The organism is Brevundimonas sp., from assembly GCF_041648055.1.
Lineage (GTDB): Bacteria > Pseudomonadota > Alphaproteobacteria > Caulobacterales > Caulobacteraceae > Brevundimonas.
This window is the reverse complement of sequence record NZ_JBAZPS010000017.1, coordinates 1-17,992: the sequence shown is the minus strand read 5'-3', so window position 1 is coordinate 17,992 and position 17,992 is coordinate 1. Positions and strand designations below refer to the sequence as shown.

16 protein-coding genes are annotated in these 17,992 nt (G+C 60.8%); 8 read left to right on the top strand and 8 right to left on the bottom strand.

The window, feature by feature from the left end:
* Positions 1-108 precede the first annotated feature (108 nt).
* Entirely contained in the window at positions 109-285 is a 177-nt protein-coding gene (locus tag WC585_RS16860) for a hypothetical protein (RefSeq protein WP_373259157.1), read from the top strand.
* Positions 286-656: 371 nt separating this feature from the next.
* On the opposite strand, the gene WC585_RS16855 is transcribed toward WC585_RS16860, so the two are convergent.
* Positions 657-1,478 carry a hypothetical protein gene (locus tag WC585_RS16855; protein ID WP_373259155.1) on the bottom strand — a complete coding sequence of 274 codons (822 nt, stop codon included), beginning with the start codon at positions 1,476-1,478 and terminating at the stop codon, positions 657-659.
* A gap of 68 nt (positions 1,479-1,546) precedes the next feature.
* On the opposite strand from WC585_RS16855, the gene WC585_RS16850 reads away from it, so the two are divergent.
* From WC585_RS16850 to WC585_RS16830, 5 genes are all read left to right on the top strand, one after another.
* Complete coding sequence (locus tag WC585_RS16850; RefSeq protein WP_373259158.1) at positions 1,547-1,759, top strand: helix-turn-helix domain-containing protein; 213 nt, start codon at positions 1,547-1,549, stop codon at positions 1,757-1,759.
* A 308-nt stretch (positions 1,760-2,067) separates the two neighbouring features.
* The gene (locus WC585_RS16845; RefSeq protein WP_373259153.1) at positions 2,068-2,523 is read left to right on the top strand and encodes a BglII/BstYI family type II restriction endonuclease; all 456 of its coding nucleotides are present in this window, start codon (positions 2,068-2,070) and stop codon (positions 2,521-2,523) included.
* Between the two features lie 2 nt (positions 2,524-2,525).
* A complete protein-coding gene (locus WC585_RS16840) occupies positions 2,526-3,842 on the top strand; it encodes a hypothetical protein (RefSeq protein ID WP_373259151.1) in 1,317 nt (438 codons plus the stop codon).
* Positions 3,843-3,924: 82 nt separating this feature from the next.
* Positions 3,925-5,658, top strand: a complete 1,734-nt coding sequence (locus WC585_RS16835) for a DEAD/DEAH box helicase (RefSeq protein ID WP_373259149.1) — start codon at positions 3,925-3,927, stop codon at positions 5,656-5,658.
* A gap of 113 nt (positions 5,659-5,771) precedes the next feature.
* Positions 5,772-6,515 (top strand): DUF3883 domain-containing protein, encoded by a 744-nt coding sequence (locus WC585_RS16830; RefSeq protein WP_373259148.1) that lies wholly within the window; start codon positions 5,772-5,774, stop codon positions 6,513-6,515.
* Here WC585_RS16830 and WC585_RS16825 read toward each other — a convergent pair whose 3' ends face one another.
* Both WC585_RS16825 and WC585_RS16820 read right to left on the bottom strand, forming a co-directional pair.
* Positions 6,516-8,138 (bottom strand): DNA cytosine methyltransferase, encoded by a 1,623-nt coding sequence (locus WC585_RS16825; protein WP_373259146.1) that lies wholly within the window; start codon positions 8,136-8,138, stop codon positions 6,516-6,518.
* A gap of 317 nt (positions 8,139-8,455) precedes the next feature.
* Complete coding sequence (locus tag WC585_RS16820; RefSeq protein WP_373259144.1) at positions 8,456-9,754, bottom strand: hypothetical protein; 1,299 nt, start codon at positions 9,752-9,754, stop codon at positions 8,456-8,458.
* Positions 9,755-9,841: 87 nt separating this feature from the next.
* Between WC585_RS16820 and WC585_RS16815 the strand changes: the two genes are divergently transcribed.
* A complete protein-coding gene (locus WC585_RS16815) occupies positions 9,842-10,555 on the top strand; it encodes a hypothetical protein (RefSeq protein WP_373259143.1) in 714 nt (237 codons plus the stop codon).
* Between the two features lie 186 nt (positions 10,556-10,741).
* Here WC585_RS16815 and WC585_RS16810 read toward each other — a convergent pair whose 3' ends face one another.
* The 3 genes from WC585_RS16810 to WC585_RS16800 all read right to left on the bottom strand — a co-directional run bounded on the left by WC585_RS16810 (position 10,742) and on the right by WC585_RS16800 (position 14,746).
* The gene (locus WC585_RS16810) at positions 10,742-12,082 is read right to left on the bottom strand and encodes a hypothetical protein (RefSeq protein ID WP_373259141.1); all 1,341 of its coding nucleotides are present in this window, start codon (positions 12,080-12,082) and stop codon (positions 10,742-10,744) included.
* 481 nt (positions 12,083-12,563) lie between these two features.
* The gene (locus WC585_RS16805; protein ID WP_373259140.1) at positions 12,564-13,379 is read right to left on the bottom strand and encodes a hypothetical protein; all 816 of its coding nucleotides are present in this window, start codon (positions 13,377-13,379) and stop codon (positions 12,564-12,566) included.
* Positions 13,380-13,642: 263 nt separating this feature from the next.
* Positions 13,643-14,746 carry a hypothetical protein gene (locus WC585_RS16800; protein WP_373259138.1) on the bottom strand — a complete coding sequence of 368 codons (1,104 nt, stop codon included), beginning with the start codon at positions 14,744-14,746 and terminating at the stop codon, positions 13,643-13,645.
* Positions 14,747-15,069: 323 nt separating this feature from the next.
* Here WC585_RS16800 and WC585_RS16795 point away from each other — a divergent pair, with 323 nt between their 5' ends.
* Positions 15,070-15,609: a hypothetical protein gene (locus WC585_RS16795; RefSeq protein WP_373259136.1), complete on the top strand. Its 540-nt coding sequence runs from the start codon at positions 15,070-15,072 to the stop codon at positions 15,607-15,609.
* 77 nt (positions 15,610-15,686) lie between these two features.
* Here WC585_RS16795 and WC585_RS16790 read toward each other — a convergent pair whose 3' ends face one another.
* Both WC585_RS16790 and WC585_RS16785 read right to left on the bottom strand, forming a co-directional pair.
* Complete coding sequence (locus WC585_RS16790) at positions 15,687-16,784, bottom strand: Fic family protein (protein WP_373259134.1); 1,098 nt, start codon at positions 16,782-16,784, stop codon at positions 15,687-15,689.
* A gap of 110 nt (positions 16,785-16,894) precedes the next feature.
* Positions 16,895-17,635 (bottom strand): hypothetical protein, encoded by a 741-nt coding sequence (locus WC585_RS16785; RefSeq protein WP_373259132.1) that lies wholly within the window; start codon positions 17,633-17,635, stop codon positions 16,895-16,897.
* Positions 17,636-17,992: the final 357 nt, after the last annotated feature.

Here is a 17,992-nt window from a genome sequence, read left to right as displayed (position 1 = left end):
ATGTCAGAGTCCGTTATCTCCTGACACGGGTCCAATACCCTCTAGGCTGTGTTTAGGATGGCGCTCGAGACGCAACATTTGGCTGTCCAACCAGCTAGGAGAACGACGGTGAGCGACGCCCAGCTGCAAGCCTTGCAGATGAACTTTGTGCAGATGCTTCTGGTGTTTTCGTTCACCATTGTCGCGATCCTCGCCATCAAGACGGTGATCTCCAAAATGGTGCGAGCGCTGTGTGATCGAAAAGCCCGCGCGAGCGATCATGATGAACCAAGCACGTCCTCTTGAACTAAGTCTCACGTGTCGATCCGGCTGCGTTAGTTCAGGAGGCGCAGGGCAACCGCCGCGAGGCGTGCCCATCCGCCGTGCCGAAAGAACGCGCGGGCGCGATATCGACCGACACGCGGAGCCCGCCGCTAATCCGACGTGTCTTTATTCCGCCTGGTCTCACCGTTCATACCTTCGATGAGCCCTCCGATAATGGGCTTCACCAACCAGCCTATGATCAATGCGGTGACCCCACCGGCCATGAATATCAGAACATCCATCATAAGGCGCCTCCCAGCGAACCCTCCAGGTCTCGTATACGGCAGCATCCCGTGTGACCAAAGCTGCGGGGCGACACGGCCACAAGTGCACGCCTCCGAATGCCCAGCCCTTCAGTGCCGAACACCCTTCGCCTCCACGGGGTTCAGCTGCAGCTCAGCCGCACTGATCGCGAGAGCCTGAAGCTTGGTGCAAGGAAGGAGGCCGCATTCCTGAGCAAAGGTCCTAGGCCCATGGCTGGCTGGGTCGATCAGTCCAACCACTGCGTCGTGCAAGGCCTCAAGGGTCGAGACATCATCCACGAAGGCGGCCAGGTCCGCGCCGGCGCCGTACACCGTGTAGTAAGCAAGACCTTCTCGCTTGGCGCGATAGGCGTCCCAACGGACCTGGAGCCTCGCGACGCGCTCTCCGGCGCCGGCGAGGTCCTTTGCTCGCGTCAATCCACCGGCGACGGTCTCCTCGGCAGCCTCAAGCTCGGGGCCCATTCTCATCACATAGTGAGCCGTCCAATACCGGATCAGCAGATCGCCGCAGTCGGCGCCGTCCTGATGCAGCAGAGGCGCCAGGCCAATCTCTAAATCCCCTTCGGCGAACAGCGCGACGTCATCGATCAGGATATGCGGCGCCAGCGCCTGCAAGGCCGTCAGAACTCGCTCGACGGGCCAGCCTGAGAGATCAGCAAAATCCTCGGCGGTCGTCTTCACCAACCCTCCATTGTCGGGATTGTCCCTCAGCTGGCGGGCCCAAACCATCAGCAGCAGCGAAAGCGTCGTTAGGGCGTCGTCATCCAAGCCGGCACGAGCGGCATTCTGCATGACCGTAAGCGACGCAAGCATGATCAGCGGATCGAGTTCGGCAGGATCCAGGTGCGATCCAGTTCCGATCATCAGCTGAAGTTGGGGGCTCATCTCGGAGATGTCGGCAAAGCCGGTCATTCGGGTCGTCCTTAAAATCACACTGATAGTGTGTAGAGAACGATTTGCGTCCACCGCAAGTCCATCAGGTGGAAGTTGACCCTGATCTTTTGAATTTTGGCCAAGCCGTGCGGCGCCGTCGCGCTGCGCTGGGGCTAAGCCAGGAGGAATTGGCCGACAGAGCTGGCCTGCACCGGAATTACATCGGCGGGATTGAGCGCGGGGAGCGTAACGTCGGCATCAAGGCGGTGTTTGCGTTGGCCGCTGGTCTGGGTTGTGCGCCATCCGACCTGCTTACGTAAGCCAAGTTGGTAGGCGGAATTCGCCCGTCGCGATGACAGTTGAGCATCACCGGCAGACGCTGGTCTTCGGCAGAAGCCATACCTTCGGCGCCCAGTATGAAAAGTTGAAAAATGACCTTGGCTGGCCAAAGCCGAGCGGTCAGTCACGATATTTACATTCAACCTCCAGTATGGGGCTTGACCGGTCAAAGACTCCGGGTAGTTCTCGAAGCGAGCGGCAGATCGACAAGCGTGGGGGCGTTGATGATATTCAAGCCTAACTGGGCCGTTCGGCCGTATAGTTCTCTCTCCGATTGCCGAGCTGCACGATGAAGGTTTCCATTCACGACCACTGCTGCGGCGGACAGCGGGTGCCGCCTGCGATCCTGGCCGAAATCGTGAAGGCAGCCCACAATATTGACGTGCGGGCGGAACGGGGCGCCGCTCCTCGCATACGCCGTCAGTTCATAAACAGCTTGAGACAAGACGGCTGGTCCAAGGAAATCACGGTCTCTCGGGAGTCCGATGTCACCATCACTTCCATGCGCGAAAAGGTCGGGCTTTGCGTACAGACCGGCAACATGGCCCGGATGTACGCTGACTTGATCAAGCTCCAGACCCTCTATTTGGACAATGCCATCGAAGCAGCTGTCATCGTCCTGCCGTCCCAGCCGCTCGCGCTCGCGATCGGCAGCAACATCGCCCAATCGACGCGACTTGAGCGAGAACTCGAAATCTATCGCAAGGCCTATCACGTGCCGACTCTGCTACTCGGTCTGGAGTGAAAATGAACGACGCCAATCTACCCGATACCCCCAATGGCTCGCGGTTCGGGTGGACGAAACCTGCTCGCCGGGAGGAGTTCGAAACACGCGGAAAGGCCGAAGGCCTTCCTACGTACCGGGTGGTCTTCCAAGGACAGACCAAGGACTTCCCGATCATCCGGGTGCCCATCGATCTTCCGAAATACCGGATGGTGAACGGGCGAACTGCGTCCCTCCAAGTGGAGCATCTCGCCCTCAATCCTAATGATCGGCGGGATCTGTTCACTGGCGACCCGGAAATGTGGGACGCGCAAGAAGCTCAGCATGCACTGCTGATTCAGCTCGGCCGCCAGTCGGAACTAGACAAGTATTTTGCTGATCCGGCGCATAAGCAGGTGGACCCACTCCTGCTTGACCAGGACGGTTTCGCGGTGAATGGCAACCGGCGCCTTTCCGCCTGGCGCGACCTAATCCACAATGATCCCGCCAAGTATGGTCATTTTGAACACATCGATGTGGTGGTCCTCCCTCACGCCACTGAGAAGGAGATCAATCAGCTTGAGGCCCGCCTCCAGATCGAGAAGGACATTCGCGCCGAATACGACTGGGACGCCGAAGCCAACATGATGCTTGTGAAGATGGATCGGTTCGGCTTTACGCCCGCTGACCTTTGCCATCTGTACAAAATGAAGGAGAGCGACCTCCAGCAGCTGCTTGATATGCGTGATTACGCCAACGAGTATCTAACGTCGCGCGGCAAAACCGACATGTGGTCCGAGGTCTCCTCGCAAGAGCATACCTTCCAGAGATTGGTGCAGAGCCGTGCCAAACTTTCCGGCGGCGTCGGCCGCAAGGAAATGTTCAAGGAGGCTGCGTTCGCCCTAATCGATGACCCGACTGCCGTTGGCCGCCTATACACCGCCATTCCGGAGCTTGCCCTCAGCTTAGACAAGGTCATGGAACGACTAGCGAACGAATTCGATGTGGAGACCGCTGTTGCTGACGATGACCTCGACGCACTGTTTGGCGGCGGAAGCGGGGGGGGGGCTGGGGGCCGTGAGGCGGCCTTGGCCGCCGTTCTTCGCGACGAACAGAGCTTGCCCCGTGCGCGGGACATCATCGCTGATGTCCTTGAATCTGAGCGACAGCTTAAGAAGGATAACAAGAAGACTGGCTACTTGCTCGACATGTGCGCCAAGGCAAACAGCGCTCTCACCGTCGCGGCCAAGGATGGCCTACAACCGGAGTCTAAGCTCGGCGGTGTGGAAAAGCAGCTGAACGAGATCGAAGCCAGGGTTGCGGCAATCCGGGCGTTCCTGGCCCAGCATGCTAAGGCTTGATTATGCCGCGCGGGACGCTCGAGCCCGCTTCTCCTGGGACGCTGCGGATACGAGCGCACCATGGCTGGCCGTGCTCAAACGCGTGGCCTACGATACTAGTCGCGACACCTCGCTAGATGGGGGTGCCGCCTTCACCCTGCCGTGGTGGGCCTTCGCCGGAGCGCGGGACGAGTTCCTTCAGGTCTTCCGCGCACATGGACTGAAGCCCGGTACGGGCCTCGATATCAGCCCGGAGGCTACGCGGCTTCTTCAGCAATCCCGCAAAGTGGCCGAGACCTACTACGCCGCTGCCGACGCCGCCGCTCTTCCGATTGATGCGCTGACGACAGGGCTCGCCTCTGCGGGGTTCGCGCGGGCCCTTTCAGACCGACAAAGTGAAAATGTCAGCCGCATAGCCGCTCTGCCGGCGGCGGCGACATTCTCGGTTCCCGGCGCTGGAAAAACCACGGAGGCACTCGCCTTCTTCACCCACCGGGGGGAAGCAGACGATCGACTTTTGGTGATTGCGCCAAAGAACGCCTTCGCGGCATGGGATGAACAGATCGCAGAGTGCCTCCCAGGTCTTAAGGCAAACTTCGTGAGACTTCGCGGCGGTCGTGAACGTATCCGTAGCGCGCTCCAGGCAGACCCGCGGTTCATGCTGATCGGTTACCAGCAACTGACTAAGGTTCAGGACTTAGTAGCCCAGCACCTCGCCCAACATCGGACCTTCGTTTTCCTTGATGAAAGCCACCGTATCAAATCCGGTGTCGGTGCGGCGAGTGCCCGGTCGGTCATGAACCTGTCCCACCTACCAGTCGGCAAGCTGATCATGAGTGGCACGCCCATGCCGCAGTCGGTCGCCGACCTGCTGCCCCAGTTTCGCTTCCTCTACCCGGAAATCCCGGCAGTCGAGGAAACCGTCATAGATCTGATGAAGCCGATCTATGTACGGACCAATAAGGCTCAACTGGGCCTGCCTGATATCACCCGGAGGCTCGTCAGCCTGCCGATGGCGCCAGTTCAACAAGAGCTCTATCAACTCATGCGGCTAGAGGTGGCGCGCGAGGCCTCTGCTGTACTCGACGCGCAGGGCCGTCAGGCCTTCCGTTCCCTTGGCCGATCGGTCGCCCGACTGCTTCAGTTCGTTTCCAATCCCTCACTCCTGTCAAGCCAGATCGGCTTTGCACACCAGGACCTTTTATCGGCCGTCTTGGCAGAGGGAGAGGGGCCGAAGCTCGACTATGTCTTGAGGCGCGCGCGGCGTTTGTCGCGGGAGGGGCACAAGGTACTCATCTGGTCCTCCTTCGTCCGCAACGTCGAATATATGGCGTCACGGCTTTCCGACCTAGGCGCGGTCTACATCCACGGCGGAGTGGACGCGGGGAGCGAGGACGACAGCGATACGCGCGAAGGCAAAATCAAGGCCTTCCACGATGATGATACGGTCCGGGTTATGGTCGCCAACCCTGCGGCCGCAAGCGAGGGCGTGAGCCTGCACCGCATATGCCATCACGCCATCTATCTTGACCGGACGTTCAACGCTGCACACTATCTTCAGTCCGAAGACCGCATCCACCGGTTTGGCCTGCCGGCCGATCAGCAAACCTTGATTGAGATCGTCGAGTGTGCAGGCAGCGTCGACGAGACCGTTCGCACCCGGCTCGGGTTCAAGATAGGCGAAATGGCGCGTGCGCTCGAAGACTCATCGCTTGCGCCCGACCCGATACCGATAGATCCGACCGACGCTGAGGCGGAGGATCCGGAAGAGTATGCAACAGGCCTTCAGCGCGACGACATCCGCGCCCTGGCCGATGATCTAGGCCGACCAGGTTGATGGCCCCGCTCTCGCCCGGCCTCGCTCAGTCGGGCCTCGCTCTGCTAGATTTGCTCCACCGCATGCCGTTGAGTGCGCCGGACTTACTGTCTGGTTTAGCAAAGGTGGGCGGCATGCCTTCGCCCGCAGCCCTCGAACTCTCCCAGACTCTCAACTGGCTGGTCGTGACCGACACCGGCATGCTCAAGGCCAGCCCGGCCGGCCTGCGTGTTGCAGCATGCGAGCACTACGAGGCCGCGCTTCGGCGGATTGTCACCGACTATGCGGAAGCTCTGTCTCCAGACTGGCTTCAGAACGCGCCGTGGGGCCGATCGCGCGTGCTCTCCTTCTGCCCCGTCGGCATTCACCAGGTCATGGTGGAAGCCGGGGTGGCCTCTGGAACAGACGATGAGGTCGTGGCCTTCTGGGACCACCTTGCTGCACTGGCTCGCGGCCGACGCGATGATCGACTGCTGGAAATCGGTCGGCGGGGCGAGCGTCTCACACTCGCGTACGAGCAGGCCCGCACCGGAAAAGAGGCTCGATGGGTCGCGATCGATAGCAACCAAGACGGTTTCGACGTTCTATCGGTTCGAGCTAAAGACGATCTGACGCCACTCTCCATCGAAGTGAAGACCACCACGAGCGTCGCTGGCGGACTGCACCTGACCCGCAACGAGTGGGAGCAGGCGCTGGATAGCATCGCTCACGTTTTTCACATTTGGATCGTTACAGGCTCAGTTTCGCCTAAGCTCGCCGTCATCTCGGCCGAAGCAATGGAGGATCATATTCCTGCCGACACCGGGGCCGGAGAATGGCGCGAAGTCCTGATACCTATCAGCGAGTTCGGAGAACTTTTCGTCGCGCAGGGCGTCTAATCAGGCCGCCTTGGCCTGCGCCTGTTCGTGCCACGACAGCCTGTTGAACCAGGCGCCGACCACCATTCCGCTGAAGATCGCCAGAGCGTTGTTGGTCAGCTTGCGAGAGCCCGGAATGCTTTCGTTAACTTCACCTTCCGCCGCCGCTTCAAGGACGTAGCCGATCGCCGCGTGCTGAATGTCCGCAGAAGCGGCTTCAACATGCGTAAGAACAGCGGCAGCTAGCTCTCCAAGCAAGTCCGTAACCTCAAAGGGCCCCAGGCCGTCCGCCCGTCGCGTCCAGACCTGCTGCAAGGTCGCGGGTGAGCTGGTCCTCAGCCGTAACTCAGCCTGGGCGAACTGGGCCCCGGTCGCCATTTGAACGCGCTGTATGAAGGTCGAGTCCTGAAGCTGCCGGGTGAGTTCGGCGTCAAGCTTAATTTCCCGAATATCTTTGGACGGTCCAAAAAAGAAACGAACGCGCCAGCCGTCTTCCCCGCCCCGTGCGTTGGCCAACTCGAATCGCATGCCGCTCTTGAACCGAAGACCCGGGAGTGCCGCACGGAAGCTGCGCCCAACTGGATAAGTTCGTCCTTCGGTGTTTGGTGGCGTGACGCGCGGTGTCGCGTTCGGAACGCGCAACCCCCGTCCTGCCTCAACGAAGGTGTGAAATGCATCGGCGTGGACGCCTTTGGCCGCCTCCGCCACCAGATAGGTGAACGTGGGGGGAATGGCATTGCCCACCATCTTCGCCTTTTCCGCGAAGGACCGAGCATAGAATTGGTAGGTGATGGGGAACCCTTGCAGGGCGGCCCGCTCACGGATGCTCAGGCGGCGGAAGCGGTCGCCATCTGCTATGACGATGCTTTCCCGCGACACGCGTGTGCAGGTGGCGGTCACCGTGCGAGCCGGAACCTCCAAGGAATCCGGGAAAGCCATGTTGTTGTAGACTGGATGATAGGTCTTGGCCTCACGATTCATGCGGAGCTCTTCAGCATTCAGTGAAGGCTCAATCTCTCGTTCAGTCACTGTCGAGGCTGGAAGCACGCATCCCCAGACCGGGTCAACAACCTCGCTGGCTGCAATCGCTTCGACGACATCACCAAGCGTCCGGCGTGGCAGCTTGGGCTGATAGCTTTCGATCAGATCGAACGGAATATTGCCCGCAATACAGCGCTTGCGAGATTGAGGTGCACCGTAGTCAGAAAAGTCGATGATCGCGATCTGAGGTTTGAAATCCCTGAAGCGATAGAGGGGATGCTTTGGATCGCGCAAGCCGTGCTCTAGGACCCCGGCCACTCGCGGGACGTTTTCCAGCGCCCAGTACCTCGGCTTCAGATACTCGACAATCTCGAGGAACTTGATGAGGTCCTTGAGACCCTCTTCGACGTTCCCCCCTCCACCTCTGTTGGAATAGGAGAACTCGGTGCATGGCGGACTGCCGACCACCAGGTCAATGTCCCGGGGCAGGTCTTCCAGTTGGAGCTTCCGGATATCCGTCGGCTTGATGTCGCCGCCGTGGTTGCCGTTATGGGTATCTACCGCGGGCCGCCACCACTCGTAGGACGCAACAACGTCCACGCCGGCAAGGCGGAGCCCGAGGCTCCATCCGCCAATACCGGCATAGAGGTCGATCGCGCGCACTTAATCCATTTCGGGGCGACTCGCGCCCATAACCATTTCGAGAATACACATTGTAGCGAACTCGTCGGCACCCGCAAGATCCAAAGTGACCTGCCCGGCCTCGACAGACCTCAAACGCTCGCCGTGAGGCTGAACGGTATTTAGCTCCCACGGAATGGCTGTACATGACTCGTGCCGGCCAACTCAATGGCCGGCCTTGGGGCGAGGTCTCAGAGGTTACCGTGCAGATTACCCTCGTCTCAACTGACCCGGACTCGGGTCCATTTGTCTGATCCGCGCACCTGCTAGGGGGCGATCAACTTACGAGATCGAGCCGCTCAGGAAAGGGCCGGAAGCCGATATTTGAGGCGTAGGATTGTCGAGATTTCGTTGGTGACTTCGATCAAGCGTTCACCGGCGGCTTCAAGAACCAACGGACCAGGATGGTGGCGACCGCCGCCGCGACTTGTGGCTACGAACCATTCTGCGCCCGGCAATCGGGCCTGGAAATCGGCGTCGGAGTTCTTGTCCGATCCATGGTGAGGAAGAAGCGCGACAACTACGTCGTCAAGAAGGTCGCCGAAATGGTTCGCCCAATCACAGAGCGCAGTCTCCTTGAGAAGTTCGGCGTCGCCGGTACAGAGCCAGGCGGGCGCGCGGCCATAGACAAGGCGGGGCGTCTTTTTGTCCGGCGCGACCCATGCCCACGCGGTTCGTGCGCTCGGAGCCACGGGGACGGACAGCATGGACAGGGAGGCGCGATTGGAGCCGCGCGCGAAGCGTTTGTAGATACCCACCAGCTTCTCACGGTCGGCATCGACACGGGCAAAACGCGCGATAGCGGCCGCCAGACCATTCAGTCCGGGGCCGTCCGAACGCGTCCAGTTCAGCCCGATAAGACGGGTCAACGTATCGAGCAAAATCCCGTCTTTGACCAATCGGATGTGCGGGTTCTCATGGAGTGGGGGACGATAGGTTAGAAATCGCATGGTCGCGTCGGGGGCATGGGCATGAATCTCGACGGGACCGTCGGTCGTAAAGACCTCGGTCGTCGATTCGGCGGCTGGGGCTGTTGCGGTGTTCCGCAGCCGGCCGAAGCGAGACACCGCCCAGCCCGGCTCGAATTTGCGATCCGGGCCGAATGGCGAGGAATCCAGCGCGCGAAATTCGCCGTCGCCGCTGAAGGGCGATGGCCCGACCCAGACGATTCGCTCGACCCCGCCGTCGCGGAGATAGCCGATGGGGTCGTCGAGAAACCGGGCGAACCAATCCCTGCGGGCGGTGTCGTAGTCGCGGCCCGGACGCAGCACCTCCTCCATCATGGCCACCGCCAGGTCGCCGTCATTGACGTGCGGCAGGACGACCTCTGTCACTTGTTTGGCGCGCAACAGCCGGTCTAGACCGGAAACGTGGTCCCGGTCGAAATGAGAGATGAAAAGAAGGTCGATGGGCTCGTGGGAATGTTCGTCAGCGTAATCGTCGATCACGTCGTCCAGAGCGTTGCGACGCACCGCGCCGCAGTCGTAAATCCAGTTGAGGATTTTTTGGCTGCCGCCTGCGCTATCCGTTGCGGCGCGACCGACATGAAGCCCTCCCTGTCCGGCGTTGAGCTGTCGCCAGCAAACAGAGAAGGGCATGGGGGGACTCTTTAACGGGGTGTCGGCGTTGCGGTGGGCACACCTTAAGGTTAAGCTTGAGGTGTGTCGATCGTTTCGGAAATGCCCATGTCCTACTCTCTGGCTGCTCTGCGCAAACGTTTGGCGGACCCCAACGTGGCACAGGACTTCTCTAAGGGTTTCACCGCCGCCTATTTCGGCCAAGCTTTCGGGAGTCTGCCCAAGTCCGAGATCGACCTGCTCGTTTTCTCGTTGTTGATGACCACGGGCGCGATTGGGTCGGGCGCCTCAATCTATGAGATCGCTCGGTGCCTGAATGTGACCCCTGCCAAGGCCCGCAATCTGCTATTTCAGCATCAGCTACGCACCATGTCCGAAGAGGATATCGAACGCAGCGCGCTGATCGCCGTGACCACCGCCCGGTTCGGTGTCGACGGTCGCAAACTGACTTTCGGCATAGAATCCCCGATTGTGCGCTCGTCGGTTCAGGCGCGGGCCCGCGCAAAAGGGGTCTTTACCGACATTTCACTCAGCGGCGACATCGTCTCCGTGCAGATGAATCAGCTGGGGGCCTTCCTTTCGGCATTCCTTTCCGAGGCGATGACGGCGAAACTGGTCGCCCGACTGAAGGCTAACGGGGTCGTTGACGCCGACGACCTGACCCAAAGGCTCAATCGTTACGGTGAGAAGATGCTTGAGGCCATGGCGAAGGAGGGCGGCAAGGAGATCGTCCGCGAACATGGCCAGACCCTGCTGGACTGGATCGGGACTTTGTTCAGCGGTGGCGACGCCCCCACGCCGGAAATCTTCGGTCAACTCTGACCTCTCGCCGCCCTCGGGGTTTGCGCCGTCTCGACGGGAAGTCGTAATAGCGGCTGCTAGCTTCTTTTCGCCCCGGACTTAGTCCGGCGCCGGTACTTAACGTCCGGTATTGCAGGCAGCGACGGCCGGCTTTTCATCTCCGTAGAATTCTGTGCGGTCTTGCCTGCCCAGCTTAGGCAACCGGTATCAGTCGCCGAGCATGCCGGGATCGTCATCCTCCAGCTCCATCCACTGCAGAGCCTGCGGGTCGGACACCGGATTGACATCAGGGAGACGATAGACTCGATCCCTGACGTGTATCGGGGCGACTTCTGCCAGAGCATGTTCGAAATGCTCCGCCACGATGAGATGATGCGCATGATGGAGCAGGTGTCCGCAGCGGCACTGATCCGGATGGTCGATGAGAGACCAGGCGCCGTTGTGATCCGAGACAAAATAAGCGCCACGCATGATGCCGAAGCCGGCCGGTCGCGCCCCGGGATGTTCGACGCCGAGTTCCGTCAGCAGGATAGCACCATCCTGTAACGCTTCCAGGTATATGCCTTTGCAGTAGCGACTCCCGCGTGGGCCGTAAGGATGCCGGATCAGTCCGTCGATTTCGACAGCGACAGAGATTTTCTCGCGGACGAGCGCCGTCAGGCGGGGAAACTGCATCGCGCCCGGAGCTGTCCCATGAAAGAGGGTCTCTCGCGTTAGATAAAAGGTCGTGTCCCCGAAGCGTGTGCCCGGCCGGACGCCGTCGGCGAGCCAGAAGCGCCGATACAGCGCCGCCGAAGGTGGCAACCGACGAAGAGCACGGATTTCATATTCCGGCAGCGGCAGGCCGCGATCAAAGGCATCGATGTCTACTCCGCCGTCGTCAATGTCGAGCTTCGTCCACGGAATGGACATTAGAGCGGCCATAACCGGATCGATCCGAGGGCCGGGGAAGAGACACTCGGTCGTCAGGTCGGATTGCGCGGCGATGGTGCCAAAGACTGTATTTGGCGCGCGTATAATCGTGACGACGCAATCGTCGGGCAAATTGTCCTTGAGAGGGCCGACCATGAAGGCAGATTGGGCAGCGCAGCGATGCCGGCCTTCTTCCGTGGCGATCTCCACCAGGTCGATGGCTCCGATATCGTGGGCCCGAAGCGATTTGCGGCTGATGGCATACAGACATCCCTGGCCGTAGGCGGGGCAGTAGTCAGCGCGTGAGCGTCGAATGAAGACTGGATCTTCCCAGCAGTCTTCCACCAGCTCGACGGACGGTTCGGTCTGAAAGGCGTGAGATGCGAACCAGCAGGCGACGGCCGCTTCGCTGGTGGCGTCCAGGAAAAAGGAACGCCAGCCGTAGTGCTGCAGGATCGCCTGATCGACAGCGAGATCGGTGCGGCCGTCGAAGCCCTTCACATAGGCGGACAAGATGGCCCGAGCATAATGCCACCACTTCAGCATGCGTTGGGGTTGGCAGCCGTGGCGGTCCATGCTGGTGCGCAAATCCGGCCCGCCGTCCTCGCGAAAATACTCGCGGGTCTGACCACGCAACAGGGCACCGGGCGGTAGGTCCTCTAATGCCGCTTCCAGGGCCCTGACGTCCTGACAGTCTATTATCCGCACAGCGTTCCCAATCGGACCTTGCGCTTCGCATATCAGTTCTCGGCCGACTGTCGATAGCCGTTGCGACGGTTTGGTAACCGTTGGCCGAACTGTCGGAGTCCGGGCGAGACAGGCTGCTTCGTCTACAGCGCGTTTGGTGCAATCATTCCGGATTGTTTCTCTATGTAGCGACGGCCGTTTTATTCGGCTGCCTTGAAACCCGGGGGCTAGGGTTCCTTTCTAGGCGATCAGGACGCCACTGCATCCTTAAACCTCATATTTCGGCTCGTCCTGTTCCTTTACGGAGTAGTTCCGGTATCCTGCGCTATGCCGGCCGCCGAAGTTCAGGAGGGCCGTCTCGGTAGGTCCGTAAACTCAGTCGGCCTTTTCGAGTCTTTCGTTTCACGCGAACTAGGCGCGGTCGTCCCGATCAGTCGCCAGTCTTCCAGCCGTGCGCCGTGCCCTGTTTTCGCGCGAGTCGGCCGGCCGATTCGAGCAGTTCGTCGATCCACTCCAAGCATAGGTCGATGAAGTCTTCGCCCATATAGACGATCCAGGTGGCGCCGCCCGAAGTGGATCGCGGAAACCACGATTGCGGCCATGCCTTTTTTTCGATTAGGGCGTCGAATGCAGCCCTTTGCTCGACCGGCCATTCGAAGCCGTTGTGAAACAGGTTATTTCGGTAGGCGATCAGGGTTTCGAGCAAATCTGAAGTCGAGGCGAAACGAGGCGGCTTTAGCTCGACCTTGAGCCCGCTCGCTTCGAAAAGTTGCATGGTTCCGGCCAGCAGGTTGGTTTTGGGAGCATCATTCTTATCGTAATAAATTTGCGGGTTCCAGAAACGCGCGTCGTTTCCGCAGCGGCGTTCTCGCTTGTCAGACGCCAACGGCCAGTTCTGTTCGCCGATGGCGCGGAACACCCTCACCAGAAGTGCTTCGACCAGTGGGGCGATCATGCCGACAGCGGCCATGCTGTGCGCTGCGTCCTGATAGACGGAGGCATGGTTGCGATCGACCCAGATGTCCGTCAGCCGCCAGGACAGATCGTGAGATGCAGCTTTGGCGCGTTCGCCCAATTCGGCGATTTCCTGAGAGAGGAGAGCATCCGCCTCGGCGTTACGGCGGATCGCGCTCCTGATAGCCAGGAGTTGAGCATCCAAATCGATGTCGCCCAGCAGCATATGGGCATAATCCCGATCCGACACGTCGAATGAGGTTTGGGCGGCGGAATCGGCTTCAATGTCCATGAGAACTCCCCTGTAACATGCATCGTGCGATGGCAATCAAGGCGTGTATTTTTGCAATCCGGAGGTCAATATATGGTGAAGCTTCGGCGAGGGGCATGCCCGCCAAATATGTGATGACCTACCTGATATGGCTGGCGAGGTCGCGGAAGCGTGGGCGACAGGACGGCGCTTATCCTGGCCTTTTTCTTGGCCGAGCTTGAAAGGGAGCCCGATATCGCGGAACGGGTCGTTGTTGTCGATGATCCGATCAACAGCCAAGACGTCTAATCGACTGATCTGGTGCGTGGGACTTCAGGCACGAGTCGCCGAGGATCGACGAGCTTACGGTCTGCAAGGTGCTTGTTCTGTTGTCGCCACCAGTAGGCGAAAGGGTCGTCGTCAATGAGCAGCTCAAGATGCACGACTGATCGGGTGTCCTCCTCCCGGTAAGGCGCGAGGATTCCATCCGGCGTCGAGGCGTCGCCTTCAATCACATAGTCGAAGGTCTTTTGCGTCTCCGGCGCTACCGTCATCACTCCCTCCGGGCTGAGCGAGATAGCGACCCCCGGCTTGACGCTGATCCGCAGGATTTCTGGTCCAACGACTTCATAATAAGCTTGGCCGGCAAACGGTCGATGCCGAAAGAGATGCGGCGGTGGCAGCGCGTCTGCGGGTGCCCATAACGTCAGCCGCTGAGTCCGATTTAGCGTGGTGTCCCGGTAGACCTTGACCTCGAACAGTTGCTCGGGCTCGCCGACGAGGCTGGTTGTCCGGAAGACGAGAGAACCGTTGGTCGCCATTGCGATTCGCGCGAGGTCTCCGCGGCCGCGAACTTCGCGGAGTGTTGTGCAGTAGCCATAGGCGACGTTCTCTAGCTGTTGGAGGCCTGCGAGGTTCCAAGCTGACGACCGCAGCTCTCCGCTGGCCTGGATACCCGCTCGGCCCTTCAGATCGGTATAGTGAAACATCTGGAGCAGCGCCTTTCCGTCGTCGGTCACCCGGGCGCGTCCGCCGGCAGCATGTTGGAGCTGGGTCGGTCCTTGGACTGTGCAGGCATACAGGTGGCCCCCGCCTCCGTATCGCCGCTTTAAAGCCGATGGATCGATTGCGATCTGCAACTGACGACCGCGGTTGGTCCCAGGCTGAACGACATCAAGCGACAGGTCGCAGCGGACGGCTTTGTCGCCGTTGAAGGCGATCGAGTTTGGGCCGAAAAAGGACGGGATGAAATAGACCCAACGTTCACCAAACCGGACGAGCAGGAGCTCTGGGATCAGATAGCTGCGCCCCGGCGCATGGGCGAGCCGGATTTTGATCAGGCCCTCATAATCGACCGTCCGCCCAGCGTGCTCGGGAGCGGGGGATAATCGAAAAGGGAAATCGGTCATGGTCGGACCTTCTGCAAGCTCGCCCGGTCCCCAGATAGCTGAAGGACGGCGCTTCAGGGAAAATTGGACTCGACGCACTGAGCTTCTGCGGCCGGCTCGCTGGAACGCGTCGTGCCGGCGGGGTTGGTAATCGGAAAGCTCTGCGTCCTGCTGCTGCGATGTCTGGGAAGTGGCGGGCAATCCGGCGCTAGCAGGCGACAGCGACGTGCGCTTTTAATGTTCCCGCGTTGCTGTGTGTCGAGGGTGAGAGTGCTCTGCATGGACACTACAGCCTGTGATCTTATCGCGGGTCGATGTGCAATTTTCGCATATGGCGGACTTGATTGTACGCAAAAAAAGTTTACATTGGCGGAATGGACAGACATCCCGCTGAGACTGACATCACCGCCGAAGGACTGAAGCTATTCAGGACAGAGCACAGCTTCTCGCAGACAGTCATGGCTCAGAAGATGGGCGTGAGCTTGCGAACGTATCAGGACCTTGAGTCCGGGGCGGCCCCGATCCGCCGACTTCATGCTCGGGCCCTCGATGGGTTGATCGTCATGTACCCGGACGCAGCATCCACCGCGCCACACGTTCGGCTGCTGCAATGGCGTACGCATCTAGGCGTATCCGTCAAGGCGGTCGCCAAAAGCGCGGGCGTCCTGCCGCAAGTAATCGAAAATATTGAAGGTGCCCGCAGCGGCTACACCATGCGCATGATGCAACGCGCTTCCCGGGCGCTCGGGATTCCCTTCGAAACTATGATCGGCCAAAGCCCCGCCGCTAGTGACGCCGAACTAATGTCCGTTTGGGACGCGGTTCCGCCGGAACGTCGCAGCGCCGCCTTGCGAGTGCTGCGAGCCCTCGCGGTTGAGGATTAAGGTTAGGTCCAGGAGTGGCGTGACTGTCGCGTCGTTTTCGCCGAACTTCCTAGTGTTTAGCTTGCGGGTCTTAGAAATCAGATCGCAAGCGAGTAGCTCGTGCTACGCCCGCCGCCCCCGTCTTTCTTAAGTACACCACGCTGCACCAAATCGCTTATGTCGCGCAGCGCCGTGTCAGGCGACGTCTTCGCCAGCGCCGCCCATTTGGCGTTGGTGAGCTTGCCTTCGAAGCCGTCTAACAGTCGGTTCAGCACCTTCCTCTGGCGTTCATTCAGCGGCTGATCGGCAAGGGCCTCCCAGAAACGCGCCTTGCGCATGACGCCGGCTAGGATGGTCTCGGCGCCGTCGAAGGCGCGGTCGAGGCAGGCGATGAACCACAGCAGCCAGGCGGTGATGTCCAGGCCGCCTTTCTGCGCTGCCTCTAACGCTTCGTAATAGGCCTTCCGCTCGGCGCGGATCTGGGCGGACATGCTGTAGAAGCGCTGGGGCGTGCCCTCGGCGCGGGCCAGGGAGAGGTCGGCGATGGCGCGGGCGATGCGGCCGTTGCCGTCGTCGAAGGGGTGGTTGGTGACGAACCAAAGGTGGGCGACGCCGGCCTTCAGCACCGGATCAGGCGCGGCGGTTTCGAACCAATTCAGGAAGGCGGCCATCTCGGCGTCCACTCGCTCGGCAGCTGGCGCCTCGTAGTGGACGCGTTCGCGGCCGACCGGTCCTGAGACGACCTGCATCGGGTCGCCGTCGGGGGTGCGCCAGGCTCCGGCGGTGATCTTGGTCATGCCGCTGCGGCCCGTCGGGAAGAGAGCGGCGTGCCAGCCGAACAGGCGGTCGGCGGTGAGCGGCTGGGCGTAATTCTGGGTCGCGTCGAGCATCATCTCGACGACGCCCTCGACGTTGCGATCCGCCGGGACCAGGCCGACGACATCCATGCCCAGGCGGCGAGCTATGGAGGAGCGGACCTGGTCTCGGTCCAGAACTTCGCCCTCGATCTCGCTGGACTTCAGCACGTCCTCGGTCAGGGTGCGGAGGATGGCTTCCTCGCGCAACGGAAAGCCCAAGGCCTCCATCCGTCCGATCAATCGGCCTTGGCGATGGCGGACGGCGGCGAGCGGTTGGGCGAGGGCGCCGTCGTCCCAGGTCAGGTTGGGCCAATCGGCCAGTTCGTGGATGTAGGTCATATTTGCCGCACTTTCTGCGTTGAATGTGAAGGCTATTCGCCGCAAGGGCAAGACGTAATCGACGCAAGCTGTGCGGTGATTGTCGGGTGTATTCGCTGCATGGCTCTCGATCAGGCCGCGAGCTGCCGGGGGCCGGAGGGCTGCAATGCGATGGACACGCCTTTCGCCGCGAGCGGCCGACCGACGAGGTCCTTCAGTCGGGCGAAGGCTGTCTGGCTGGTGCAGAGGATGCGCCGTTCGTCGGGCTCCCATCTGGCGTGATCCAGGTAGCTTACCGCCGCGCCTTCCCCCGCGATCTGGACGACCGCCTGGCGGATGTCGGTCTGGGCGAACGGAAGGAGCCGCGCCGGCGTCCCGGCGCCGCCATCTGGTCGTCGGCTTTCGGCGGCGCGAAATCTTCTAATGGGTTCATAAAGGTATTGTCGGTCACCGGTGACCGGTTTTCGTGTCGCTGATGTCCGGTTTTCTGGCGTTTGAGCGGTCGCCTGTGGCCGCTTTTCGCGCGTTTGATCGGTCGCCGATGACCGGTTTTGCGGCGCCTCGGCCGCTTCGTCGGGAACGGTTGCGCGGCAGATGTTGGTGCGGCCGCGTCCCCGGCGGACCTCGACCTCGAGATAGTCGGCGGTCTGAAGCTCTTCGAGCAGGCGTCGCAGTTGGCGCGGGCTGACGCCCAGGCTGGTCGCCATGCTTTCCTGGCCGCGCCAGGCGCCGCCCTCGCAGGGGTTCAGGTCGTGGAGGATGAAGCCGGCGACAGCCTTGGCCTGGAGGCTGATCTTGGGATCGCTGGCGATCCGCTGATGCCAGGCCAGTTTTTCGGCGACGAAGTTCTCGGGATCGAGGCGGCAGCTCATTTGTGTGCCTCCGACGTTGCGACCGGGCAGGGCAGGCGGTAGAATGCCTGCGGCCTTGAATGTTGTGCCAAGCCCATTCGAACCCCGTCGAGCGCTGCAACGCTGGCGGGGTTTTTCGTGGCCGGGAGGTGTCCCGAGGGGTTAGCCAAACGGGAAAAATCCCTAGGGATTTCAATATGCGCCTTATACCCCGTTAGACGAAGCAAGGCGTTGAATTCACGAGAAAAAACGACTTCCTCTCTGTCCGCCACGCCGTCCTCCGCTAAACTACAAGTCTGCGAGAGCAGGGAAATAGCCCCGACATTCCGGCGCGTTATCGCCTGGGCTCAGCCCAGAGCGCGTCTCTGCGCGCCTTCA

Coding starts and splice junctions, on each gene's coding strand:
- WC585_RS16855 (WP_373259155.1), bottom strand. CDS start 1,478: ATGACCGGCTTTGCCGACATCTCCGAGATGAGCCCCCAACTTCAGCTG.
- WC585_RS16845 (WP_373259153.1), top strand. CDS start 2,068: ATGAAGGTTTCCATTCACGACCACTGCTGCGGCGGACAGCGGGTGCCG.
- WC585_RS16840 (WP_373259151.1), top strand. CDS start 2,526: ATGAACGACGCCAATCTACCCGATACCCCCAATGGCTCGCGGTTCGGG.
- WC585_RS16830 (WP_373259148.1), top strand. CDS start 5,772: ATGCCTTCGCCCGCAGCCCTCGAACTCTCCCAGACTCTCAACTGGCTG.
- WC585_RS16820 (WP_373259144.1), bottom strand. CDS start 9,754: ATGCCCTTCTCTGTTTGCTGGCGACAGCTCAACGCCGGACAGGGAGGG.
- WC585_RS16815 (WP_373259143.1), top strand. CDS start 9,842: ATGTCCTACTCTCTGGCTGCTCTGCGCAAACGTTTGGCGGACCCCAAC.
- WC585_RS16805 (WP_373259140.1), bottom strand. CDS start 13,379: ATGGACATTGAAGCCGATTCCGCCGCCCAAACCTCATTCGACGTGTCG.
- WC585_RS16800 (WP_373259138.1), bottom strand. CDS start 14,746: ATGACCGATTTCCCTTTTCGATTATCCCCCGCTCCCGAGCACGCTGGG.
- WC585_RS16790 (WP_373259134.1), bottom strand. CDS start 16,784: ATGACCTACATCCACGAACTGGCCGATTGGCCCAACCTGACCTGGGAC.
- WC585_RS16785 (WP_373259132.1), bottom strand. CDS start 17,635: ATGAGCTGCCGCCTCGATCCCGAGAACTTCGTCGCCGAAAAACTGGCC.